Here is a 19,868-nt window from a genome sequence, read left to right on the forward strand (position 1 = left end):
TGTGCGCTCCTTAGGAACCGGCCTTGGGCGCGGCGCGCTTGGCCTCGTCCAGGGTGTTGGCCACGGCTTGCACGGCCATGCCGTCGGCCAGTTTCAGCTGGCCCGAAGCGACCACGCGCTGCCCTTCGCGCAAGCCGTCGATAATGGCGACACGGCCCCCTGCCCGCTCGCCCAGTTTGACGCCCACGCGCTTGACGGTGAGCGGCTGTTTGCCCTCCTGCTGCGCGACAAAGACCGTGTCGCCGTAGGCGCTGTAGGTCACGGCCGTTTCCGGCACCGTCAGCTGCTGGCCCGCCTCGCGCGCCACGCGCACATTCGCGTACATGCCGGCTTTCAGGGCGCCGCGCGGATTGCTGAGCGCCGCCTGTACCTGCACCATGCGCGAGCGGGCGATCAGCGGGTCGATGGCGTTGATCTTCGCTGTAAAAACGTCGCCCGGATAGGCGTCCACCAGCACTTGCACGGCCTGGCCCGGCGCCAGCTTGGCGCTGCTCTGCTCATCGAGGGCGAAGTTCACCAGCAGCGACTTCGTGTCGATCAGGCTGGCCACCGTGTCGGCCGCGTTCAGGTACTGGCCCGCGTGCACCTTGCGGATGCCCAGCTGCCCCGCGAACGGGGCGCGGATGGTCTTTTGCGCGATCAGCGCTTCCGTCTGGCGCACGTCGCCCAGGGCCGCATCGCGCGCGGCCAGCGCAGTGTCGAGCTGCTCCTGCGTGGCCGCCTTTTCCCTGACCATCTGCGCCGTGCGCGCATGGCTGCTTTCCGCGTTTTTCAGCTGCGCGCGCTGGCGCAGCAGCATTGCCTGTTCCTGGGCGTCATTGAGCTGTACCAGCACGGCGCCGGCCGCCACCTGCTGGCCCGATTCGAAGCGGATTTGCGTGATCCGGCCGCCCGTTTCGGCCGCCACTTGTACTTGCCGCGCCGCTTCCAGTTCGCCCACGCCGGCGAAGTAGCGTTCCTGCGTGCCCAGCACGACGGGCACCAGCGCCACCTTGGTAGCCGGGTAAGCGGCGGCATCGGCCGCATGCGAGTCTGCGCGGGGGTACAGCGCGGCGCCCGCGACGGCCAGGGCGATGGCCAGCGCGGAGGCGCCGACGATTTTCGTATTCATGATGAAGTCCTTTACAGCAGTACAAAGGGAAAAGTACAAAGAGGGAAAAGTACAAAGGGAAGAAGAGGCGCAGCGGAGGCTGATCAGGTCCGCTGCGCGTTGAAGAGTACAAACAGGGCTATGGTCCACAGCAGCAGCACCAGGTGCGTCGTCTGCAAGCCTTCCTGCGCGATCCAGTAGCCGAACCACAGGCCGCCCAGGTGCATCAGCAGCAAAAAGGTGGCCATGGCGCACAAGGCCAGGTTCAGCCAGGGCAAGCCAGCAGCCAGGCCGCCGCCGAACAACAGCGCCACGCCCGTCCAGGCGGCGATGGCGGCCAGCAGTTGCAGCGCCAGCACCACGCCCAGCGAGAGCCGGTGCAAGGTCAACGAGGTGAGCGCGCGGCGCAGCAGCGGCGTCTGGATGGTCGGGTCCTGGCGCAGCGGGTCCATGCGCATGGTGTTGCCGATGGCCCAGACGGAGCCGTGGAAGGCGTGCAGGTTGTTGATGGCGGCCAGGGTGAGCCAGGAGGCCAGGCCGGTAGCGAGGATGGCGTGAAACAGCCAGATCGAGTGAGACAGTTGCATGGGAGAATCCTGTCAAAAGAGTACCTTGCCGGCATGCAGGCGTGGAAACTCCTCGACAGCGGGGAGCTACCGGCCTATTATGCAAGCAATTAGTTGGTTAACTGGCCCCATGATAGTTGAGCGAAATGAATTACACAAGTAAACGTTTGGATAATAGCGAAGCGCCGCAAACGACGGAGCGCATCCTGTATTTCATCAAGACCAAGGGACCCGTCTCCACGGCGACCCTGGCCAAGACCCTGGACATGACGGGCGAGGCGGCGCGCCAGCAAGTGCAAAAGCTGGTGGCGGCAGGCCTGATCGAAGGACGCCAGGAAGCGCAGGCGGGCGCGGGACGGCCGCGCCAGAACTGGGTCTTGACGGAAGCGGGCAATGCGCGCTTTCCCGACACGCATGCGCAACTGACGATCAAGCTGATCGGTTCCGTGCGCCAGCTGTTCGGCGAGGCGGGGCTGGATAAACTGATCACGCAGCGCGAAGAGGAAAGCCGCAGCGCGTACGCCTTGGCGTGTTCGGCGCCGGACTTGCCCACGCGGCTGCAGCAATTGGCCGCCGTGCGCGATGAAGAGGGGTATATGGCGCGCGTGGAAGCGGACGGCGACGACTGGCTGCTGATCGAAGACCACTGCCCCATCTGCGCCGCGGCGCGCACCTGCCAGGGCTTTTGCCGCTCCGAACTGCAGCTGTTCCAGGAAGTGGTGGGGCCAAGCGCCAGCATCGTGCGCGAGCAGCACGTGCTGGCGAACGCGATGCGCTGCGTTTACCGGATTTCGCCGCTTTCTTAAGGCTTCGGAAACAGCGGCCAGGTCAGCAGCGCCACCAGTCCCGCCAGCCACCATACGACGGACCAGTTGCTGGCCGCCAGCAGGTGCGGGATGGCCATCGGCGTGAGGAACAGCCCCACGTAGACGGCCGTGTTCGCCATGCCCAGGGCCGTGCCCGCATTGGCGCCGCCCGCTTCCGTGGCCAGCTCCGTGTAGGCCACGCCATGCCAGGCGGACACGGCGATGCCGGCGAGCACCACGGCGGCCATCAGCAGCCAGCCCGGCGCCTCCAGCCAGGCGATGCATCCCAGCAAAATGAATGACGCCAGCGCCACCAGGGCCGAGCCGCGCAGGTAGGCGGGCCGGTTCGCGTGGCGGTCCGTATGGCGTCCGCTCCAGATGCGCATCACCATGGCGCCCGCCTGCAGGGCCACCATCACGGCCGTGATGGCCGCCAGGCCCAGGCCGCCATGGTCGTGCAGGAAGACGGTGGCGTAGCTGAGCACGGCAAACTGCGGCACGCACAGCAAGCCGATGGCGGCTACCATGCGCCAGACCTTTCGATTGCGTAACGGTGGCAGTGGCTTGATCCCGGACAGGCTTTTGGACGCATTGTGCGGCCCCTTGGCGGCCTCGGCAGAGAAATCGGGCTCCTGCATCCAGCGCCACGTAAAAAACGCCGACAGGCCGCATACGAGGGCCAGGGCGCCAAACACGGGCATGAAGCCGTAGCGCGATGCCAGGCTGGGCAGGATGAGGGCGCCGAGGCCGCCGCCCAGCGGCACGGCCGTCTGGCGGATGCTCATGGCGAAACCCCGTTCGCCCGGACCGAACCAGCGCATCACGGCGCGGCCGCTGGCGCCGTTCACGCTGCCGCCCAGCACGCCGACCAGCGCCAGCCCCGCCGCCAGCGCCCATAAGGGCGGCACGGACCCGCCAGCGGGCGTAATCCACAGCAGCAAGGCCAGCAGCGCCAGCATGGTGCCCAGCAAGCCGGTCAGCAGCACGGGACGGTCGCCCCAGCGGTCGGTGGCGATGCCCCATGGCAATTCGGTCAAGGCCACGCCCAGGCCCATGGCGCCCAGCGCCACCCCCAGTTCTGTATTGCTCAGGTGATAGCCGCTGCGCAGCCAGATGGCCGTGGTGGGCATGCCGTTGGCGGCGGCGGAAAAGCTGGCATTGGCCGCCACGCCGACGGCCAGTACTTTCCAGCGGTGGGCGTCGCCCAGCACGGGCGCGGTGACGGGGACAGGAACAGGAATGGCTTGGCAACGGGTGTTCATGGCAGGGAGAGAAAAGTGGTTGACCCTGACAGTGTGGCGCGCTACGATCATTCTGAATATCAGATAATTTGTGCTACACCATCCCATAAAACCGGACGATCACCGCCACGCCATGAGCCTGCTTAATTTCGACATCGCCTTTCTGCGCAGCTATGTGGCTGGCATCGAGCTGGGCAGCTTTGCCCGCGCGGCCGACAAGGTGGGCCGTTCCACCTCGGCCGTCAGCGCGCAGCTGAAAAAACTCGAGGAGCAGGCGGGCATGCCCCTGTTCCGCAAGGATGGCAGGGGCCTGGCGCTGACGCCGGCCGGCGACGTGCTGCTCGGCTATGCGCGCCGCCTGCTGGAACTCAACGACGAGGCGGCCGTCGCCTTGCGCGGGGCGGAACTGGAAGGGTGGATCCGGCTGGGCTTGCAGGAAGATTTTGGCGAAGCCTTGCTGCCTGACGTGCTGGGGCGTTTTGCCCGCGCCCATCCGAAAGTGCGCATCGAGGCGCACGTGGCGCGCAACACGGCCCTGATGGAAGGGCTGGCCATGGGCCAGCTGGACCTGGCCCTGCTGTGGGGCGGCGCCTGTATCGCCGACGTGGCCGAATATCCGCAGCAGCAGCGCCAGCATATTGCCGAACCGTCCATGCGCTGGATCGCCTCGTCCAGCCTGGCCTGGCGCCCCGAGTCGGGCGAGCCTTTGCCGCTCATTACGTTCGATCGCGAATGCCTGTTCCAGCGCTGCGCCACGCAGGCGCTCGATGGGGCCGGCATCGCCTGGCGCACGGCGTTTACCAGTCCCAGCCTGGCGGGACTGTGGGCGGCGGCAGCAGCCGGGCTGGGCGTGACGGTGCGCACGGGCCTAGGCTTGCCCTCGACCGTGCGCGCGCTCGATCACGTGGAAGCGGGCTTGCCCGCCCTGCCTCCGCTGTCGCTGGAATTGCTGCGCGCCTCAAGCGTGTCCAGGCCGCCCGTCGAGCGCCTGGCCGGCTTGATCATCGAATCGCTGCAACAGGATGCCGCTTAAAACGCCTGCGCCGTCGGGCGCAGCACGATCTCATTGATAGCCACGTCGGCCGGCTGCTCGATCGCATACGCGATGGCGCGCGCCACGGCATCGGCGGGAATGGCGATCTGGTAGAACTCCTTGACGGCCTTGGCGCTCTCGGCGTGGCTGCTGCCCTGGCTCAACTCCGTGTCCACGGCGCCCGGCGCAATGACGGTGGTGCGGATGGTGCCGCCGCTGGCCGCCAGCTCGTGACGCAAACCTTCTGAAATGGCGCTGACGGCAAACTTGGTGCCGCTGTAGACGGTGCCGCCCGGGCTGAAGACTTTTTGTCCCGCCACCGACGAGATATTGATGAAGTGGCCGCTGTTTTGCGCCTGGAAATGCGGCAGGACGGCGGCGATGCCGTTCAACACGCCTTTGATGTTGATATCGATCATGTTGTTCCACTCGTCGACTTGCAAGGCGCTCATCGGCGCGATGGCCATCAGCCCCGCATTGTTGATCATCACATCGACTTTGCCGAACACGGCCAGGGCCGTGTCGACCAGGCGCTTCAGGTCGCCCGCCTGAGTGACGTCGGTCTGGGCAATGGCGGCCTGGCCGCCGGCGGCCGTGATTTCCTCGGCGATGGTATTGAGCAAATCCATGCGGCGCGCACCGAGCACGACGCAGGCGCCCAATGCGGCCAGATGGCGCGCGGTGGCTTCGCCCAGGCCGCTGCTGGCACCGGTGATGAGGACGACTTTCCCTGCAATAGCTTGACTCATGATGGGTTCCTTGTGAAGGCAGCACAGTGCTGCGGATGACATCGATCAATGCCGGCACAGCTTAGCGCATTTGCGTCCTTTTTTGCTATAAAAAAGATAATTACCAAATGGTAATTGTTAGGCACGAGCAATCAGCACCTGCATGGGGGCCATGGGAAAATCGCTGGCGCCATATTGCTCCACTTGCCGCCAGCCCGTGTCGCGCAGCAGCTGCGCCAATTCACCGTGCCGTGTCACCGTGCGGCCCAGCATGCGCATCGGCAAGTAATACGGCAGCACGCGCGCCGCGTCGCCCGGCGCCGCCGCGATTTCCGCCTGCACGCAGACGAGCACGCCACCGGGCTTCAAGGCCGCCTGCATCTTGCGCAAGGCAGCCGCCATGTCTGGCACGAAATGCAGCACGGACGAGCACCAGATGAGGTCGTAGCCGCCGCCGATATCGTCGCTGTCCAGGTCGCCGCCCAGGGTCTCCAGGCGGCCGGATAGTTGCGCATGGGCGATGTTCGCGGCCGCCACGGCCACCGTTTCCGGCCAGTCGAAAACGCAGCCGTGCACGCCCGCATGGGCTTGCGCCAGCGCAATGGCCACCCAGCCGGGACCGCCGCCCGCGTCGAGCAGGCGCAGCGGCGTGTTGCCGTCCGCAAACGGCGCGACGCGCTGCATCACGCACAGGGCGGCGCGCATGGTGACGGCGCGCTGCTCCTGGCCGATCTGCTGCTGCGCGGCGGCGGCCCAGTTGACCCCGCTCGCCGTGCTGTATGGCGTTACTTTTCCGCCGTCGCGCACCAGGGTGTTGAGCTGTGTGGCGAAATGGCGCAGCGCGTGCAGCCGGTATAGCCAGGCGTCGCCGCAAAAGGCAACAGCGTCGCGGCAAAAATACTGCAAGGTGGTGGCCGTGCAGCGGTAGCGTAGTGCGTTCGCATCCGTATCCGCATCGGCCCCATCGCGCTCCAGCACCTGCATGCTCCAAAGCAATTCCAGCAGCAAGGCCGTGTGCGGCCCATGTAGCGACAGGACGTCCGCCAGTTGCGCCGGCGTGTGCGGCGTTGCCAGCACCTCGAAAATACCCAGTTCCAGGGCGGCGGCCAGTCCATCGGCCTGGACGGGCGCGACGGCCAGGTCCCAGTACGGTTGCAAGGCGTGTTGCGTATCGAATGACATGATCTTCCTTTCGGCGAGGTGGGCATCAGCATCATTTTATGCAACAATGAGAATAATTATCATTTGCATTTGTATGCGCGGCGGCGTATTTCGTATGCGGGACGGCGCGCGGGAAAACGGGGAGGAGCGATGAGGGGACAGGAGAGGGAAGCGGCAGGCTGGACGCGGCGCCAGCTGGACCCGGGGTTGAAAGAGTGCCGCGCCGACCAGCGCCAGGTCGACCAGGGCTTGCTGCTCGTGCATTCCGACTACCGGCCACGGCTTGCGCTCGTCGAGCCATCGCAGCATGACGACGGGGGCGGCATGGTGATCACCATCGGCCTGGAAGGCGCGTCCGCCTACGCCACGCGCGATGGCGAACAATTGCGCTTCCAGGGCGGCCATACGACGATGACGGTGTTTCGCCACGTCAGCGGCGAGCGCCGTTTCGAGGCGCATCAACGGGCGGCGCAGTTGCGCGTGCTGGTCGATGAAGACGCGCTGGCGCGCTACTGGCCGGAGGGATTGGCGTCTCTGCTGCCCCACGGCGGCGCACGCCAGCTGGCGCATGCGGCCACCACGGCGGCCGCTACCCTGCACGCCCGCTCGCTGCTGCGCGCGACGGACCCGCTGGCCGTGCATATCAGCGTGCTCAGTATCCTGGCGGAACAGCTGCGGGGACTGCGGCCTGCGCCCGTTCTTGTACCGCGCTGGTCCGAGGCCGACATCGTCAAATTGGAACGCGTCTACGCGCTGATGCAGGAGCAGATGGCGCAGGCACTCACGCTCGATTACCTGTGCGCGCAAGCGGGCTTGAGTTTGTTCAAGCTCAAGCAGGGATGGCGTTACCGCTACAACGACAGCCCGCAGCGCACCCTGCTGGCGCTGCGCATGCAGCGGGCAAAGTTACTGCTGGAAAATGGTTGCCAGGTGGCGCAGGCGGGCTGGCAAACGGGCTACCGTCACCCGGCCAATTTCAGTGCCGCCTTCAGCCGCTATTTCGGCTACGCGCCGAAGACTGTGGGACGCGCGGGCGCGTAAAAAGCCGGTGTAGAATCGGCGGGCAGCATCCATAACTACGACCCACAAGGAGACATGATGGCCCGCAAAATCTTTGTCAATCTGCCCGTCCAGTCGCTGGAACGCTCCGTGGCGTTTTTCACGGCGCTGGGCTTCAGTTTCAATGCCCATTTCACGGATGAAACGGCGACGTGCATGATCGTTGCCGACGATATCTTCGTGATGCTGTTGACGCACGACAAATTCAAGCAATTCACGCCCAAGCAGCTGTGCGATACCAAGGTGGCGACGGAAGTGCTCGTGTGTTTGTCGGCCGAGAGCCGGGGCGAAGTCGATGCGCTGGTGGCAAAAGCCGTCCAGGCGGGCGGCAGCATCTACAAGGAGCCGATCGATTTCGGCTTCATGTATGGCCACAGTTTCCAGGATCCCGATGGGCATCAGTGGGAATTGATGTACATGGAAGCAGGCGCCGTACCTGGCTGATCGGTGGTGGTGTCGGATTACGCGGCGTGCCGCCGCTAATCCGACACTACGCTACGGCTCAGGCAGATCGGGTAGGTCGGATTAGCGCGGCAACGCCGCGCGTAATCCGACGTCTCCGGCCAGCTTAGGAAGCCAGCGCCAGCAGATCGACCACGTCCAGCCCGGCCAGGTCTTGCGTCGTATTGCCCGCAAACGCGGCGCGGCTTTGCTGGCCGTTTTTCAGCCAGGTGCGCGTGACGTCCTTGATCTGTGCCAGGGTGCAATTGAGCACGCCGGTACGGAACTGCTGGCGCACGGCTTCCGTCGTGCCCCGCTGCTGCATGTTCCACGCCGTCAGCGCTTCCGCGTACGGCGAGTGCGGCTTGTCGAGGCCCTTGATGACGCAGATGATGGCTTCTTCCACCTGCTCTTGCGAGAAATCGCCGTCGAGGATCTGGTCGAGCGTCGTGCCGAAGTCGGCGAACGTGCCGGCCAGGCGCGGATCGCGGTAGGAGCTCAGCGTGAATGTGCCGGCGCCGGCCGCGTAGCTGGCGCTGCCGCCATACGCGCCGCCTTTTTCGCGCAGGGCCGTATGCAGCACCTGGTTGGTCATCAGCTCGGCGGCCACGGCCAGGGCCGAAGCATCGGGATTATGCACGCCGGGCACGGCCCAGGAAACGAAGCAATGGTTGATCTGGCTCGTCGCATGCAGGGCCGTGTTGGCCAGTGGCAAGGCAGCCGGAGCGGCGGCAACGGCTGGCGCGGCCGCATCTTTGCTGGCGGCTGGCAACTCGAGCAGACGTGCCAGCGTGATGCCATCCTGCTCCAGGCCCGCGCACAGCACGGTCGGCTGCTGGGCGATGATGTGCGCGTGCAGGGTGTCGAGTTCGCGCGCGATTTCCTGCAAGCCTGCCGACGTTTTGCTCAGCTGCTGCAAACGGCGGTAGAACGGCAATGCTGCCGGGCCGCCGACGATGTCGTCGAAGCGGCGCGTCGGCGACAGCGGCGCTGCCGAGGCCAGCATGGCGTAGCGGTTGCCCGATTCGGCCAGGCTGGAGAGTTTGTCCTGCACCAGGCTTTCGATCAGGAACGCCAGGCGCTCTTCTTCATCGAAGCGTGGCTTGGCGATCCAGGCCGACAGCACGGCGGCGATCGCCGCGTGTTCTTCGCGCAAGCCGCTCGCCGAGAACGACAATTCCACGCGCATCGCCTGCTGCGGGCGGGGAATGGCTTCCAGGCCGATGTGGAACGACGGCACCATGCTCTGGCGCCAGGCGCTGGCGTCATCGAACGACATGTCGCCCACGCCCAGTTCCGGCGCCAGGTCCGTGTACAGGCGCAGCCATGGCCACGACGCTTCCGGCAGGCCCGATACGTCGTACAGCACGTTGGCATAGCTGATGCCGTTTGAGGCGATACTGAACGCCACGGCGCCATCGACTGCCGGCGGAATCGGCAGGGCCGGGCGCGGCGCGGCGCTGACGTCGCCCGGGCGGATGCGCGGCAGCACTTCCGAATTCGACGGCAGTTGCTGATGCGCTTCCAGCGCGGCCGACTCGGCCACGATGTGCTCGCGCTCGGCATCCGTCAGCTTCGCCTGCAGGGCGGCCAGCCTGGCGTCTTCCTGCGCGGCGCGGTCCGTGAAATAGGCGGCATCGGGCACCACGTGCGTCGTCAAACGGGTCGGGTTGGCGATCAGCTCGCGCACCAGCTGCTTGAAGAAGGCCGGGTCGTCGATCTGCTGCTCCAGCGTTTCCAGGATGGCCGCATTGTCGAAGGCGTCCATCACGTTGCCGTCGTACATGGCCAGCGGCAAGGCGTGCAGCAAACGGCCCAGGCCGTAAGGCATGCGGCCGCTGCTGATTTCGCGCTGGCTGTATTTGATGTCGCGCAAGGCCGCGTGCAGCACGGCGGCGGGAATGCCCTCTTCCGCCGTTTCTTCCAGCGCGGCCCAGATGCGCTGGTGCGCGTCGGCGATCTGTTCTTTGGTCAAACCTTCCATGCCGATGTGGAACACCATCTGGCGGATGCCCGCGTCGCGGCCATTCATGTCCGATGGGCGGCCATAGCCGGCCGATTCCATGGCGCGCATGACGGGCGCCGACGATTCGCCGAGCAAGCCGTGCGACAGCAAATGCGCGTGGTAGTAGGCGATGGGGTCGCTCGATTCGCCCATCAGCCAGGCAAATTGCAGGCCGAATTCATCGTCGCGCGCTTCCTGTGAAGGAATCTTGACGATGTTTTCCTGCGGCGCCGTCCACGCGGGCGCCAGCTGCGGCAGGCGGCGCGGGCTAAAGCCGCTGAGCTTGGATAGCACGCGCTCGGCGACCTGCTCCTGCACGGCCCACGCTTCGATATTGCCGGCGGTCATGATCACGGCTTGCGAAGGATGGTAGTGACTGGCGTGGAATTCTTTCAGCATGTCATGCGTCAGCTCGGGGATATTCAGCGGATCGCCGCCCGATTCCACTTCATACGTCGTGCCCTTGAGCAAGGCGCTGGCGATGCCGCTGTCGAGCGCACGCATGGGGCTGTTGAAGGCGCCCTTCATTTCATTGAAGACGATGCCCTGGTACACGAGCTTGTCGCCTTCGAACGCGTGGCGCCAGCCTTCCTGGCGGAAATTCAGGTAATCGAGATTCGGGAAGAAGGCGGCGTCGAGGTACACGTCGAGCAGGTTGAAGAAATCCTTGCGGTCGGTGCTGGCGAACGGGTACACGGTGCGGTCCGGATAGGTCATCGCATTCATGAAGGTGGCCGTCGAGCGGCGCAGCATCGAGAAGAACGGATCGCGCACCGGGTAGCGCGACGAACCGCACAGGGCCAGGTGCTCGAGGATGTGGGCGCGTCCGTCGCTCACTTCCGGCACAGTGGGAAAGGCCACCAGGAACACCATCTCAGCCTGCTCGGTATGCATGTGGATATGGCGCATGCCCGTTGCTGGCTCGACATATTGCTCGATGGTTGCCTGCAAGACTGGAATGAAGTTGCTGCTGACTTTTTCAAATGTGCTCATGCGGTATGGGATCTCTTCGGTAGGTGATTCGGAGTGTCGGTGGGGCTGCATCACATGTGGGGGCAAAGTGGCGCAATGCCAGGGGCGGGGCCACTTTGATGCCTGCGTGAAGTTTTTCCCTATTGTACTAGGAGTATTCGTGCGCCGCCGCCGGGGCCTTGCTGGCCGCCGGAAAAGCGACAGTGTTGCAAAATTGATCATTGCAAGGTGGGTGGCGTCTCCGAATGAAAGCTTAGCGTACCATGCGCCTTTTGCACTCCAGACTGAACCGAAGGCGCCTACCTTGTCCCGACTTTCCTTTCGCCAACTGTTATTTGCCGCCTTCATTTTGACGACGGGTATCTTGACGGCTACTTCCGTGCAAGCCCTGCTGACCCTGGAGCACCTGGCCCGGCTGGGGCGCGAGACGGCGGCGCAGGCGATTGCCCTGACGGAACAGTCGCAGCGCCTGTCCGAGCGCACCCTGGCCATGGAGCGCAGCGCGCGCCAGTTCCTCGTGCTGGACGACCCCGTGTTCCGCGAGCGCTACGCGGCGGCCCGCGACGAAGCGACGGCGGCGCTGCAAGTGCTGAACCGCGCCACGCCCGAGTTCGCTCCCCAGCTGGCCGACGAGTGGACGGTGCAGGCGCAATCGGCGTGGGAAGTCTTGCAAGCTGGAAAACGCCGCAAGCGCGATGGCCACGCCGTCGTGTACCGCGCGTTTGCCCGCATGACGCAGATCAATGACAGCCTGGCGCGCGAAAGCAAGACGGAAATCGGCAGCCGCAATGACGCGCTGCTGGCCGAGCTGGAGCGCCAGCGCCGCCTGCTGGGCCTGCTGGTGGGCGGCGCCGTGCTGCTGGCGGCCGTGCTGGCCACCTGTTTCGGTTTTTTACTCTCGCGCCCGCTGCGCCGCATCGAGACGGCCATCGAGCGCCTGGGCGAGAAGCGCTACGACCAGCCCATCGTCGTCGGCGGCCCGGCCGACACGCGCCGCCTGGGCCAGCAGCTGGACTGGCTGCGCCAGCGCCTGGCGGACCTCGATGCCGACAAGGAACGTTTTTTGCGCCACATCTCACATGAGCTGAAAACCCCGCTGGCGGCCCTGCGCGAAGGCGTGGCCTTGCTGGAAGACGAGGTGGCCGGCAAGCTCAGCGACAGCCAGCGCGAAATCGCCGGCATCTTGCAGCAAAACACGGCCTCGCTGCAAACCCAGATCGAAGACTTGCTGCGCTACAATACCGCCGCTTTTGACGCCCAGCATCTGGCGCACAGCAAGGTCGACTTGCTGGTCTTGCTGCAAGATGTGGTGGCCGCGCAGCGCCTGCAATGGCTGGCGCGCCGTTTGACGGTCGAGGTGCAGGGCGAATCCCTGATCGTGCAGGCCGACCGCGACAAGCTGGCCACCGCCCTGGCGAATTTGCTGTCGAATGCCGTGCGTTTCAGCCCGGAGGGCGGCACCGTGCGTTTCACCCTGGCTTGCGAAGGAGGCCGCGTGCGCATCGATTGCGTCGACGAGGGGGCCGGCGTGGCGCCCGAGGATGCCGCGCGCATTTTTGAACCGTTTTACCAGGGAGTGCGCCAGGCGGCCGGCGCGCGCAACGGCAATGGCATCGGCCTGTCCATCGTGCGCGAATATATCGCCGCCCACGATGGCAGCGTCACTCTTTTACCGCGCCAGGCTGGCGCGCATTTTCGGATAGAACTGCCCTTATGATGACGAGAACTTCCCTGGCCGGCATGGCCGCCTGTGCGCTGCTGTTGGGCGCTTGCGCCGCCAAGCCCCCCACCCAGACGCCCGTGCTGGTACAGACGCCGCCGCGCGTGGTGGTCGTGGCCGACCCCCAGCTGGCCGAACTGCTCGCGTATCAGAGTGCCTTGCGCCTGATGACGCCGTCGGAACTGGCGAAAGCGCAGCTGGACCTGGCGAAAGCCGATCATGCGCCGCACAACACGCTACGCCGCGCCATGCTGCAGGCGACCGTGCGCGGCCCCGGCGACCTGGCCCGCGCGCAAGCCTTGCTGGAACCGCTGGCCACGGCCACGGGCAAGGATGCGCAGCTGCTGGCGCCGCTGGCGCAATTGCTCGGCAGCCAGTACGCGGAACTGCGCCGCCAGGAAGACAGCATCGACAAGCTCAACACGCAGTTGCGCGACGCGCAGCGCCGCAACGACTTGCTCAATGAAAAGCTGGAAGCACTGAAAAACATCGAGCGCAGCCTGTCCGTGCGCCCTGCCGCGGGAGCGGCGAAATGAGCGAGCACGCCCACATTTTATTGGTCGACGACGACCCCGACCTGTTGCGTTTGCTGACCATCCGCTTGAAGGCGGGCAACTACCGCGTGACGGCCGTGGGCAGCGCGGAAGCGGCGCTGGCGCGCCTGGCCGTGGAATTGCCGGCCCTGGTTATTACCGATGTGCAATTGCCGGGCCGCGACGGGCTGGCCCTGTTCGATGAGATCCGCCGCCAGCATGCTGCCCTGCCCGTCATTTTGCTCACGGCGCACGGCACCATCCCCGACGCCGTCGATGCCACGGCGCGCGGCGCGTTTGCGTATCTGACGAAGCCGTTCGACGGCAAGCTCTTGATGGAAAAGGTGGCGTATGCCATCAACTTGTCCACCGTCATGCCGGCGCCCGCGTCCGGCGACGAAGGCTGGCGTGCCGAACTGATCAGCCGCAGTGCGCAGATGGCCGAGCTGCTGGCCGAAGCCAAGCTGGTAGCGGGGTCCGACGCCAGCATCCTGATCCGCGGCCCCAGCGGCACGGGCAAGGAATTGCTGGCGCGCGCGCTGCACAACGCCAGCCGCCGCGCCAAGGCGCCGTTCATCGCCGTCAACTGCGGCGCCATCCCCGAACAACTGCTGGAATCGGAACTGTTCGGCCACGTGAAAGGCTCGTTTACGGGCGCCGTCGGCAACCGCGAAGGTTTGTTTCAGGCGGCCGATGGCGGCACCCTGTTTCTGGACGAGATCGGCGACATGCCGCTGCCGCTGCAAGTCAAATTGCTGAGGGTGCTGCAGGAGCGGGCCGTGCGGCCCGTGGGCGCCGACCAGACGCGGCCTGTCGACGTGCGCTTATTGTCCGCCACGCACCGCGACCTCGATGTGGCCATGGTGGAAGGGCAATTCCGCGAAGACCTGTATTACCGCCTCAACGTGGTGACCTTGACCTTGCCGCCGCTGGCCGAGCGCCGCGAAGACATCGCCTTGCTGGCAAACCATTTTCTGCAGAAACTGGCCGCCAAGTACCAAAAAACCCTGAACGGCTTCGCGCCCGACGCCCTCACGGCGCTGGTGGCCGCGCCATGGCCGGGCAACGTGCGCCAGCTGGTCAATGTCGTCGAGCAAGTCTGCGCGCTGGCCACGGCGCCGCTGGTGCCCTTGTCGCTGGTGCAACGGGCCTTGCGCGTGCCGTCGCTCGAAGCGCTCAGCTATAACGAAGCCAAGCAGCGCTTCGAGCGCGACTACCTGATCCAGCTGCTGCGCCTGACGGACGGCAACGTGGCCGACGCGGCCCGCCTGGCTGACCGCAACCGCACGGAGTTCTACCGTTTATTGCAGAAATACGAGCTGACGCCGGCCCTGTTCCGGGCCGACGGCGACCCTGTCGCTGATTAGCGACAAAAATAAAGCGTTAAAAATCAGCGGCTTAGCCTGAAACATTGATATTGTTGCCACATTCTGTCGCTGACAGGCGACAAAAAGCCCCGTTTTTCGGGCCAGATCCGGCGGAAACGGGCTGGAAAAATCGAGTTTGCATGTAAGTCGTTGATTTTTAATGAAATTTAAAAGCTGGCACGGTGCTTGCTGTATGGGTAGATGTGACGCTTCAAAGTGTTGCTTTATCCAAGTAAGAAGCTTTTAACTTCATTGAGAGGAACTACCATGCAAACATCGAAACTGTTCAATACCCTGGTTGCCGCTATCGTACTGTCGGGCGCCTCGATCACCGCTTCGCATGCAGCTGACTCCGCCCCAAAAGCACAAGCTCCTGCTGACACCGTCGTGGCCGCCAACGCCGCCGCAGCCGTCCCTGATGAAACCATCACTTCCTCGGCCAAGGCCGCCCTGAGCGCCGATGCGCAAGCCGCTGCCCTGCCAGTCAAGGTAGCAACCCAGCAAGGTGTGGTCGTCCTGTCGGGCGACGTGCCGAGCGCCGAAGCGGGTGACCGCGTCGTGCAGATCGTCGCTTCCGTGAGCGGCGTGAAAGAAATCAAGAACGAGCTGAAAGTCAAAGCCGCCGGTTAATCCCTCGCGCTGTACTTTACTCCGGGTTGCCCTGTCTGCGGACAGGGCATTTTTTTGTCTATTTCAGTTGGTCTTGACTGTTTCGGCAGTTGCTTGCGGAGGCGTCAGTGTCACCGGGGCCGCAACGATGTCCCGCATCTGGATTGTCGTTGTATTGGGATAATCAAAGCCCGCCCCCGTGTTCCGGTCGACAATGTAGCCGATGCCACCACCCAGTAGAATATTGCCCCATACGGCACCATTCGACTTCGATACCAGAGTCGAACTTCCAGACAAATTGCCTTTCTTGCAGTCGACGATCATGTCGCCAGTGCTCTTATGCACCATAACGCTGCCAGGGCTGACAACGAACCAGTTCCCAGCATCGTTGCTGAGATTGCAGCCAATACCGGACACTTCCTTGCTCTCATGAATGGTTTGGATCGATACAGGCTGAAATTTTTCGCCCGCGACGGATGCGCAGCCAGTCAACGCAAGTGATGCTAAAACAAGAGGTAACTTATACATATTGACCCTAGATGTAGTTATAGTTTTTGGAACAAATCAGTGTAAATTGGCATTGTTTATTTATCTATGAAAATATTATATTTGTAGAAATTCTGTTTCTTTTTAGATGAATCATTGAAAGCGCGAATAATGCGGATAGCAAATTTTCGTCATTCTCACTGTATGATTTTTAGCGATGAGGAATCGAGTTCAACGGTAGAATAGCCAGCACTGGCGCCGATTCCGGCGCTTTTTGTCATCCATGGCGCAGTGTTGCAAGGCTGGGCCGCTACCAGGCCACCGCATGTCTTCTTTTTCTTCCGCCGCCCTGCTGCGCAATCTGAAACCCGACAACTTCACCATCGCCCTGCTCGTCACCGTGGCGCTGGCCAGCTTCCTGCCCTGCACGGGCCAGACGGCCGTGGTCTTCGGCAATATCACCACTGTTGCCATCGGCGCCCTGTTCTTCCTGCATGGCGCCAAGCTGTCGCGCGAAGCCGTGGTGGCCGGCGTCATGCACTGGCGCCTGCATTTGCTGGTGCTGGCCAGCACGTTTATTTTGTTCCCCCTGCTGGGCCTGGCCCTGCGGCCGCTGGCGCTGACCTTCCTCACGCCCGAGCTGTACGTGGGCATCCTGTTCCTGTGCGCGCTGCCATCGACCGTGCAATCGTCGATCGCGCTGACGGCCATGGCGCGCGGCAACGTGCCGGCCGCCATCTGCAGCGCCTCGGCCTCGAATTTCATCGGCATTTTTCTTGCGCCCATCCTCGTGGGTTTGCTGGTGGCCAAGGGCGCGGAAAGCAAGTCGTCGGTCGACGCCGTTTTATCGATTGTCATGCAATTGCTGCTGCCCTTCCTGGCCGGCCAGTTCCTGCGCCGCTGGATAGGCCGCTGGGTCGACCGCCACAAGGCCATGCTCAAGTTCGTCGACCAGGGCTCCATTTTGCTGGTGGTCTACACGGCCTTCAGCGAAGCCGTCAGTGAAGGCCTGTGGCACACGATCTCGGTGGAAACCCTGGTCGCTCTGGGCGTGTTCAGCATCGTGCTGCTGGCCCTGGTCCTGGGCCTGATGACCTTCATCAGCCGCCGCCTGGGCTTTAGCAAGGAAGATGAAATCGCCATCGTTTTCTGCGGTTCCAAGAAAAGCCTGGCCAGCGGCGTACCGATGGCCAAGGTCTTGTTTGCCACGCACTCGCTGGGCATGGTGATTTTGCCGCTGATGCTGTTCCACCAGATTCAGCTGATGATCTGCGCCGTGATTGCGCAGCGCTATGCGAGGCGCGACGAGGCGCAGGAAGTGCCGGCGGCGACGCCGTGATGCGGCTCCTGCAGTAGCCGCAGCGCATGCCGCAAGCCATCGACTATCACCGCATACGCCTGGCGCCGGCTCTCTTCGTCCCGTGCGCGCAGCACGTACGACGGGTGATACACGGCCACCACCCAGCGCCCGTCGTGTTCGATGGGCGTGCCGATCAGCGGCGTCATGCTGACCGCGCCATCCTGCAGCACAGATTTTAGTGCCGTGCTGCCCAGCGCCACGATCACCTGTGGTTTGCCACGTTCGATCTCTTCTTCCAGCCAGCCATGGCAGGCGAGGATCTCGCGCTGCGCAGGCGTCTTGTGCAGGCGGCGCTTGCCGCGCGGTTCCCACTTGAAATGCTTGACAGCATTGGTCAGATAGATGCTGTCGCGCGCCAGGCCCGCTTCCTGCATGGCCTGGTCCAGCAGTGTCCCGGCCGGGCCGACGAAGGGCAGTCCGGCCAGGTCTTCCTGGTCGCCCGGTTGTTCACCGACGAGCATGATGCGGGCGGTGTGCGGGCCTGTGCCGGGCACGGCTTGCGTGGCGTGCTGCCACAGCGCGCAGCGTCGGCACTGGTCCAGCGTCGTGGCAGTCGCGCGCGCGGGCTGGGCCCGCTCTGCGCTGATCGGGATCATGGCGGCGCCCTGCCGCTGTCCCACGCTGGCGGTCTGGCCCGTGCGCCGCTCGCCGTTGGCCGCGCCGCTCAGCATGGCGGGCACGATGGCGCCTTCGGGTAAATTTTTCCAGAAGCGCGAAGGGATATGGCTGTGCAGCAAGTCCGCATTCACGCGCGCGGGATTGAAGATGCTGCGGTAGTAGGTCAGCCACAGCGCTTCGCCCGCATCGTCGATGTCGGCCGCGCCGCGCAGCAGGGCCGGTCCCGCGTGCAAGGTGGCGCCATCCCACAACATGCTGGCGCCGGGCGTGGCGATCATCCAGCTGATGGAGCCCATGCGGCGCGCGAAGTGGCGCGCCACCTGCGGCAGCACCGCGTGCGTGGGCTCGAACCAGGCCACGAAGCGGGGCGCGCCGTCACTTTCGGCCCGCTCGCGGAAGCGCACGTAGGCATGCATGTCGTGCTCCTCGCGGTGCACGGCCTTGACCATGGCGTGCAGGCGCGCGCCGTCCGCGTCGGCCGGGGACACCACGTCGTGCTGGCCCTGCTGCCAGCGCCACAGCACCTGATACAGGAAGGCCCAGCGGTCATGCACGTTGAAACAGGCGGCGCTCTCCAGCAGTTCCACCAGCTGGCGGGGCAGGCGCAGCGGTGGCGCGCCGGTATCCGTGGCCTCTGGCGTGGAGGAAAACAGGTCGCCCTCGCCGGGCTGCGATTGCCAGGCCACGTCGGCAGGCGGCACGCCGCGCGCGATCAGTTCGCGCGCGGCCGCGCGCCACGCGTCGAACGATTGCGCCAGCCGCACCACGCGCTCATTGATCTCTTTCATGCTGCCTGCAGCTCCGGCCATAAGTTCAATTGCTGCGGTGCGTCCGCCATGGCGCGGCGCAAATGTTCGGAGGCGGTGGTGTCGCGTGCGGGAAAGTAGTCGGCCGTGATGATGAAGGGGGCAATCTTTTTCATGCTGCAGCGCAGGCGCGACAGGTCGGCATAGCGCACTTGCCGCAAACGGCGCAGGTCGACGATGCGCTGCGCGTTACGCAGGCCGATGCCGGGCACGCGCGCGATCATGTGCTGCGCCGCGCGGTTCAAGTCCAGCGGAAATTGTTCGCGGTGCGCCAGCGCCCACGCCAGTTTCGGATCAATGTCGAGCGCCAGGTTGCCGCCGCTGGCGGGCAGCAGTTCGCTGGCCTGGAAACCATAGCTACGCAGCAAGAAATCGGCCTGGTACAGCCGGTGTTCGCGCAGCATCGGCGGCGGCGCCAGCGGCACGCTTTTCGGGCTGTCGGGAATCGGGCTGAAGGCCGAGTAGTACACGCGCTTGAGTTTATAGCTGCCGTACAAGGTCTCGGCCGTGGCGAGGATTTGCTGGTCGTCGCTGGCGTCGGCGCCGACGATCATCTGCGTGCTTTGCCCGGCCGGCGCGAAGCGCGGCGAGCGCGGTTCTTCGGCCTTTTCATCGAGCTTGCGGCGGATGGCGCCCATGGCCAGCTTGATCGTGTGCACGCTCTTTTCCGGCGCCAGTTTCTGCACGCTGTCCTGGGTCGGCAGTTCGATGTTGACGCTGAGCCGGTCGGCATAGCGGCCCGCCTGCGCGACCAGGGCCGGATCGGCGTCGGGGATGGTTTTCAGGTGGATGTAGCCGCGGAACTGGTGCACCTCGCGCAACTCGCGCGCCACCTGCACCAGTTGCTCCATCGTGTAGTCGGCCGACTGGATGATGCCGGAACTGAGGAACAGGCCGTCGATGTAGTTGCGCAGGTAAAAGTCGGCCGTCAGTTTCACCACTTCGGCCACCGTAAAGCGCGCGCGCGGCACGTTCGAGGTACGGCGGTTGACGCAGTACTGGCAATCGTACAGGCAGTAATTGGTCAACAGCACTTTCAGCAGCGAGACGCAGCGCCCGTCCGGCGTGTAGCTGTGGCAAATGCCCATGCCCGAGGTGGCGCCAAAACCGTCCTTGCCGATGGAATCGCGCTTCGGCGCGCCGCTGCTGGCGCAGGAAGCGTCGTACTTGGCCGCGTCGGCCAGGATTTCCAGCTTGTCCGTCAATTCCATGGTGCACCTCGATATACTGTGTTTATATACAGTATATCAGGGAATCGGCCTGGTAC

General features: G+C 64.5%; 18 protein-coding genes. 9 read left to right on the plus strand and 9 right to left on the minus strand.

What is annotated here, in order from left to right; translation table 11 throughout:
- Positions 1 to 10: 10 nt before the first annotated feature.
- On the minus strand, positions 11 to 1,111 hold the full coding sequence (locus tag JAB8_RS06565) for an efflux RND transporter periplasmic adaptor subunit (RefSeq protein WP_070288934.1): 1,101 nt from the start codon (positions 1,109 to 1,111) through the stop codon (positions 11 to 13).
- A gap of 83 nt (positions 1,112 to 1,194) precedes the next feature.
- Positions 1,195 to 1,677 (minus strand): DUF2165 family protein, encoded by a 483-nt coding sequence (locus JAB8_RS06570; protein WP_070288935.1) that lies wholly within the window; start codon positions 1,675 to 1,677, stop codon positions 1,195 to 1,197.
- Positions 1,678 to 1,802: 125 nt separating this feature from the next.
- Here JAB8_RS06570 and JAB8_RS06575 point away from each other — a divergent pair, with 125 nt between their 5' ends.
- Positions 1,803 to 2,462, plus strand: coding sequence for a MarR family transcriptional regulator (locus tag JAB8_RS06575; RefSeq protein WP_070223362.1), 660 nt, complete (start codon positions 1,803 to 1,805; stop codon positions 2,460 to 2,462).
- Here the strand turns inward: JAB8_RS06575 and JAB8_RS06580 are convergent.
- On the minus strand, positions 2,459 to 3,724 hold the full coding sequence (locus tag JAB8_RS06580; RefSeq protein ID WP_070288936.1) for an MFS transporter: 1,266 nt from the start codon (positions 3,722 to 3,724) through the stop codon (positions 2,459 to 2,461). The genes JAB8_RS06575 and JAB8_RS06580 overlap by 4 nt on opposite strands.
- A 112-nt stretch (positions 3,725 to 3,836) precedes the next feature.
- On the opposite strand from JAB8_RS06580, the gene JAB8_RS06585 reads away from it, so the two are divergent.
- The gene (locus JAB8_RS06585; protein ID WP_070223293.1) at positions 3,837 to 4,736 is read left to right on the plus strand and encodes a LysR substrate-binding domain-containing protein; all 900 of its coding nucleotides are present in this window, start codon (positions 3,837 to 3,839) and stop codon (positions 4,734 to 4,736) included.
- Here JAB8_RS06585 and JAB8_RS06590 read toward each other — a convergent pair.
- Together JAB8_RS06590 and JAB8_RS06595 are read right to left on the minus strand one after the other, a co-directional pair.
- The gene (locus JAB8_RS06590) at positions 4,733 to 5,485 is read right to left on the minus strand and encodes an SDR family oxidoreductase (protein ID WP_070288937.1); all 753 of its coding nucleotides are present in this window, start codon (positions 5,483 to 5,485) and stop codon (positions 4,733 to 4,735) included. The genes JAB8_RS06585 and JAB8_RS06590 overlap by 4 nt on opposite strands.
- A gap of 117 nt (positions 5,486 to 5,602) precedes the next feature.
- Positions 5,603 to 6,646 (minus strand): methyltransferase domain-containing protein, encoded by a 1,044-nt coding sequence (locus JAB8_RS06595; protein WP_070288938.1) that lies wholly within the window; start codon positions 6,644 to 6,646, stop codon positions 5,603 to 5,605.
- Positions 6,647 to 6,775: 129 nt separating this feature from the next.
- Between JAB8_RS06595 and JAB8_RS06600 the strand changes: the two genes are divergently transcribed.
- Complete coding sequence (locus JAB8_RS06600) at positions 6,776 to 7,666, plus strand: AraC family transcriptional regulator (protein ID WP_070288939.1); 891 nt, start codon at positions 6,776 to 6,778, stop codon at positions 7,664 to 7,666.
- Between the two features lie 57 nt (positions 7,667 to 7,723).
- Positions 7,724 to 8,128: a VOC family protein gene (locus tag JAB8_RS06605; protein WP_070223284.1), complete on the plus strand. Its 405-nt coding sequence runs from the start codon at positions 7,724 to 7,726 to the stop codon at positions 8,126 to 8,128.
- 124 nt (positions 8,129 to 8,252) lie between these two features.
- On the opposite strand, the gene JAB8_RS06610 is transcribed toward JAB8_RS06605, so the two are convergent.
- Positions 8,253 to 11,123, minus strand: coding sequence for an insulinase family protein (locus tag JAB8_RS06610; RefSeq protein ID WP_070288940.1), 2,871 nt, complete (start codon positions 11,121 to 11,123; stop codon positions 8,253 to 8,255).
- A 283-nt stretch (positions 11,124 to 11,406) separates the two neighbouring features.
- Here JAB8_RS06610 and JAB8_RS06615 point away from each other — a divergent pair, with 283 nt between their 5' ends.
- The 4 genes from JAB8_RS06615 to JAB8_RS06630 all read left to right on the plus strand — a co-directional run bounded on the left by JAB8_RS06615 (position 11,407) and on the right by JAB8_RS06630 (position 15,352).
- Positions 11,407 to 12,819 carry an ATP-binding protein gene (locus JAB8_RS06615; protein WP_070288941.1) on the plus strand — a complete coding sequence of 471 codons (1,413 nt, stop codon included), beginning with the start codon at positions 11,407 to 11,409 and terminating at the stop codon, positions 12,817 to 12,819.
- The gene (locus JAB8_RS06620) at positions 12,816 to 13,358 is read left to right on the plus strand and encodes a hypothetical protein (protein ID WP_254679462.1); all 543 of its coding nucleotides are present in this window, start codon (positions 12,816 to 12,818) and stop codon (positions 13,356 to 13,358) included. Before JAB8_RS06615 ends, JAB8_RS06620 begins: the two co-directional genes overlap by 4 nt.
- Complete coding sequence (locus JAB8_RS06625) at positions 13,355 to 14,722, plus strand: sigma 54-interacting transcriptional regulator (protein WP_070288943.1); 1,368 nt, start codon at positions 13,355 to 13,357, stop codon at positions 14,720 to 14,722. Before JAB8_RS06620 ends, JAB8_RS06625 begins: the two co-directional genes overlap by 4 nt.
- A gap of 267 nt (positions 14,723 to 14,989) precedes the next feature.
- Positions 14,990 to 15,352, plus strand: coding sequence for a BON domain-containing protein (locus JAB8_RS06630; RefSeq protein ID WP_034752546.1), 363 nt, complete (start codon positions 14,990 to 14,992; stop codon positions 15,350 to 15,352).
- A 63-nt stretch (positions 15,353 to 15,415) separates the two neighbouring features.
- On the opposite strand, the gene JAB8_RS28875 is transcribed toward JAB8_RS06630, so the two are convergent.
- Entirely contained in the window at positions 15,416 to 15,859 is a 444-nt protein-coding gene (locus JAB8_RS28875) for a hypothetical protein (protein WP_070288944.1), read from the minus strand.
- A gap of 283 nt (positions 15,860 to 16,142) precedes the next feature.
- Between JAB8_RS28875 and JAB8_RS06640 the strand changes: the two genes are divergently transcribed.
- Complete coding sequence (locus JAB8_RS06640) at positions 16,143 to 17,156, plus strand: bile acid:sodium symporter family protein (protein ID WP_070288945.1); 1,014 nt, start codon at positions 16,143 to 16,145, stop codon at positions 17,154 to 17,156.
- On the opposite strand, the gene JAB8_RS06645 is transcribed toward JAB8_RS06640, so the two are convergent.
- Together JAB8_RS06645 and JAB8_RS06650 are read right to left on the minus strand one after the other, a co-directional pair.
- Entirely contained in the window at positions 17,108 to 18,583 is a 1,476-nt protein-coding gene (locus JAB8_RS06645) for a UdgX family uracil-DNA binding protein (RefSeq protein WP_070288946.1), read from the minus strand. The genes JAB8_RS06640 and JAB8_RS06645 overlap by 49 nt on opposite strands.
- A complete protein-coding gene (locus tag JAB8_RS06650; protein ID WP_070288947.1) occupies positions 18,580 to 19,812 on the minus strand; it encodes a putative DNA modification/repair radical SAM protein in 1,233 nt (410 codons plus the stop codon). The genes JAB8_RS06645 and JAB8_RS06650 overlap by 4 nt, the downstream gene beginning before the upstream one ends.
- Positions 19,813 to 19,868: the final 56 nt, after the last annotated feature.

The organism is Janthinobacterium sp. HH106, from assembly GCF_001758725.1.
Classification (GTDB): Bacteria; Pseudomonadota; Gammaproteobacteria; order Burkholderiales; family Burkholderiaceae_D; genus Janthinobacterium.

Bases quoted from the DNA above. Each gene is read 5' to 3' on its own strand.
- JAB8_RS06575 (WP_070223362.1), top strand. From the start codon at position 1,803: ATGAATTACACAAGTAAACGTTTGGATAATAGCGAAGCGCCGCAAACG.
- JAB8_RS28875 (WP_070288944.1), bottom strand. From the start codon at position 15,859: ATGTATAAGTTACCTCTTGTTTTAGCATCACTTGCGTTGACTGGCTGC.
- JAB8_RS06640 (WP_070288945.1), top strand. From the start codon at position 16,143: ATGTCTTCTTTTTCTTCCGCCGCCCTGCTGCGCAATCTGAAACCCGAC.
- JAB8_RS06580 (WP_070288936.1), bottom strand. From the start codon at position 3,724: ATGAACACCCGTTGCCAAGCCATTCCTGTTCCTGTCCCCGTCACCGCG.
- JAB8_RS06605 (WP_070223284.1), top strand. From the start codon at position 7,724: ATGGCCCGCAAAATCTTTGTCAATCTGCCCGTCCAGTCGCTGGAACGC.
- JAB8_RS06630 (WP_034752546.1), top strand. From the start codon at position 14,990: ATGCAAACATCGAAACTGTTCAATACCCTGGTTGCCGCTATCGTACTG.
- JAB8_RS06610 (WP_070288940.1), bottom strand. From the start codon at position 11,123: ATGAGCACATTTGAAAAAGTCAGCAGCAACTTCATTCCAGTCTTGCAG.
- JAB8_RS06620 (WP_254679462.1), top strand. From the start codon at position 12,816: ATGATGACGAGAACTTCCCTGGCCGGCATGGCCGCCTGTGCGCTGCTG.
- JAB8_RS06595 (WP_070288938.1), bottom strand. From the start codon at position 6,646: ATGTCATTCGATACGCAACACGCCTTGCAACCGTACTGGGACCTGGCC.
- JAB8_RS06585 (WP_070223293.1), top strand. From the start codon at position 3,837: ATGAGCCTGCTTAATTTCGACATCGCCTTTCTGCGCAGCTATGTGGCT.
- JAB8_RS06600 (WP_070288939.1), top strand. From the start codon at position 6,776: ATGAGGGGACAGGAGAGGGAAGCGGCAGGCTGGACGCGGCGCCAGCTG.
- JAB8_RS06565 (WP_070288934.1), bottom strand. From the start codon at position 1,111: ATGAATACGAAAATCGTCGGCGCCTCCGCGCTGGCCATCGCCCTGGCC.
- JAB8_RS06645 (WP_070288946.1), bottom strand. From the start codon at position 18,583: ATGAAAGAGATCAATGAGCGCGTGGTGCGGCTGGCGCAATCGTTCGAC.
- JAB8_RS06570 (WP_070288935.1), bottom strand. From the start codon at position 1,677: ATGCAACTGTCTCACTCGATCTGGCTGTTTCACGCCATCCTCGCTACC.
- JAB8_RS06650 (WP_070288947.1), bottom strand. From the start codon at position 19,812: ATGGAATTGACGGACAAGCTGGAAATCCTGGCCGACGCGGCCAAGTAC.
- JAB8_RS06590 (WP_070288937.1), bottom strand. From the start codon at position 5,485: ATGAGTCAAGCTATTGCAGGGAAAGTCGTCCTCATCACCGGTGCCAGC.
- JAB8_RS06625 (WP_070288943.1), top strand. From the start codon at position 13,355: ATGAGCGAGCACGCCCACATTTTATTGGTCGACGACGACCCCGACCTG.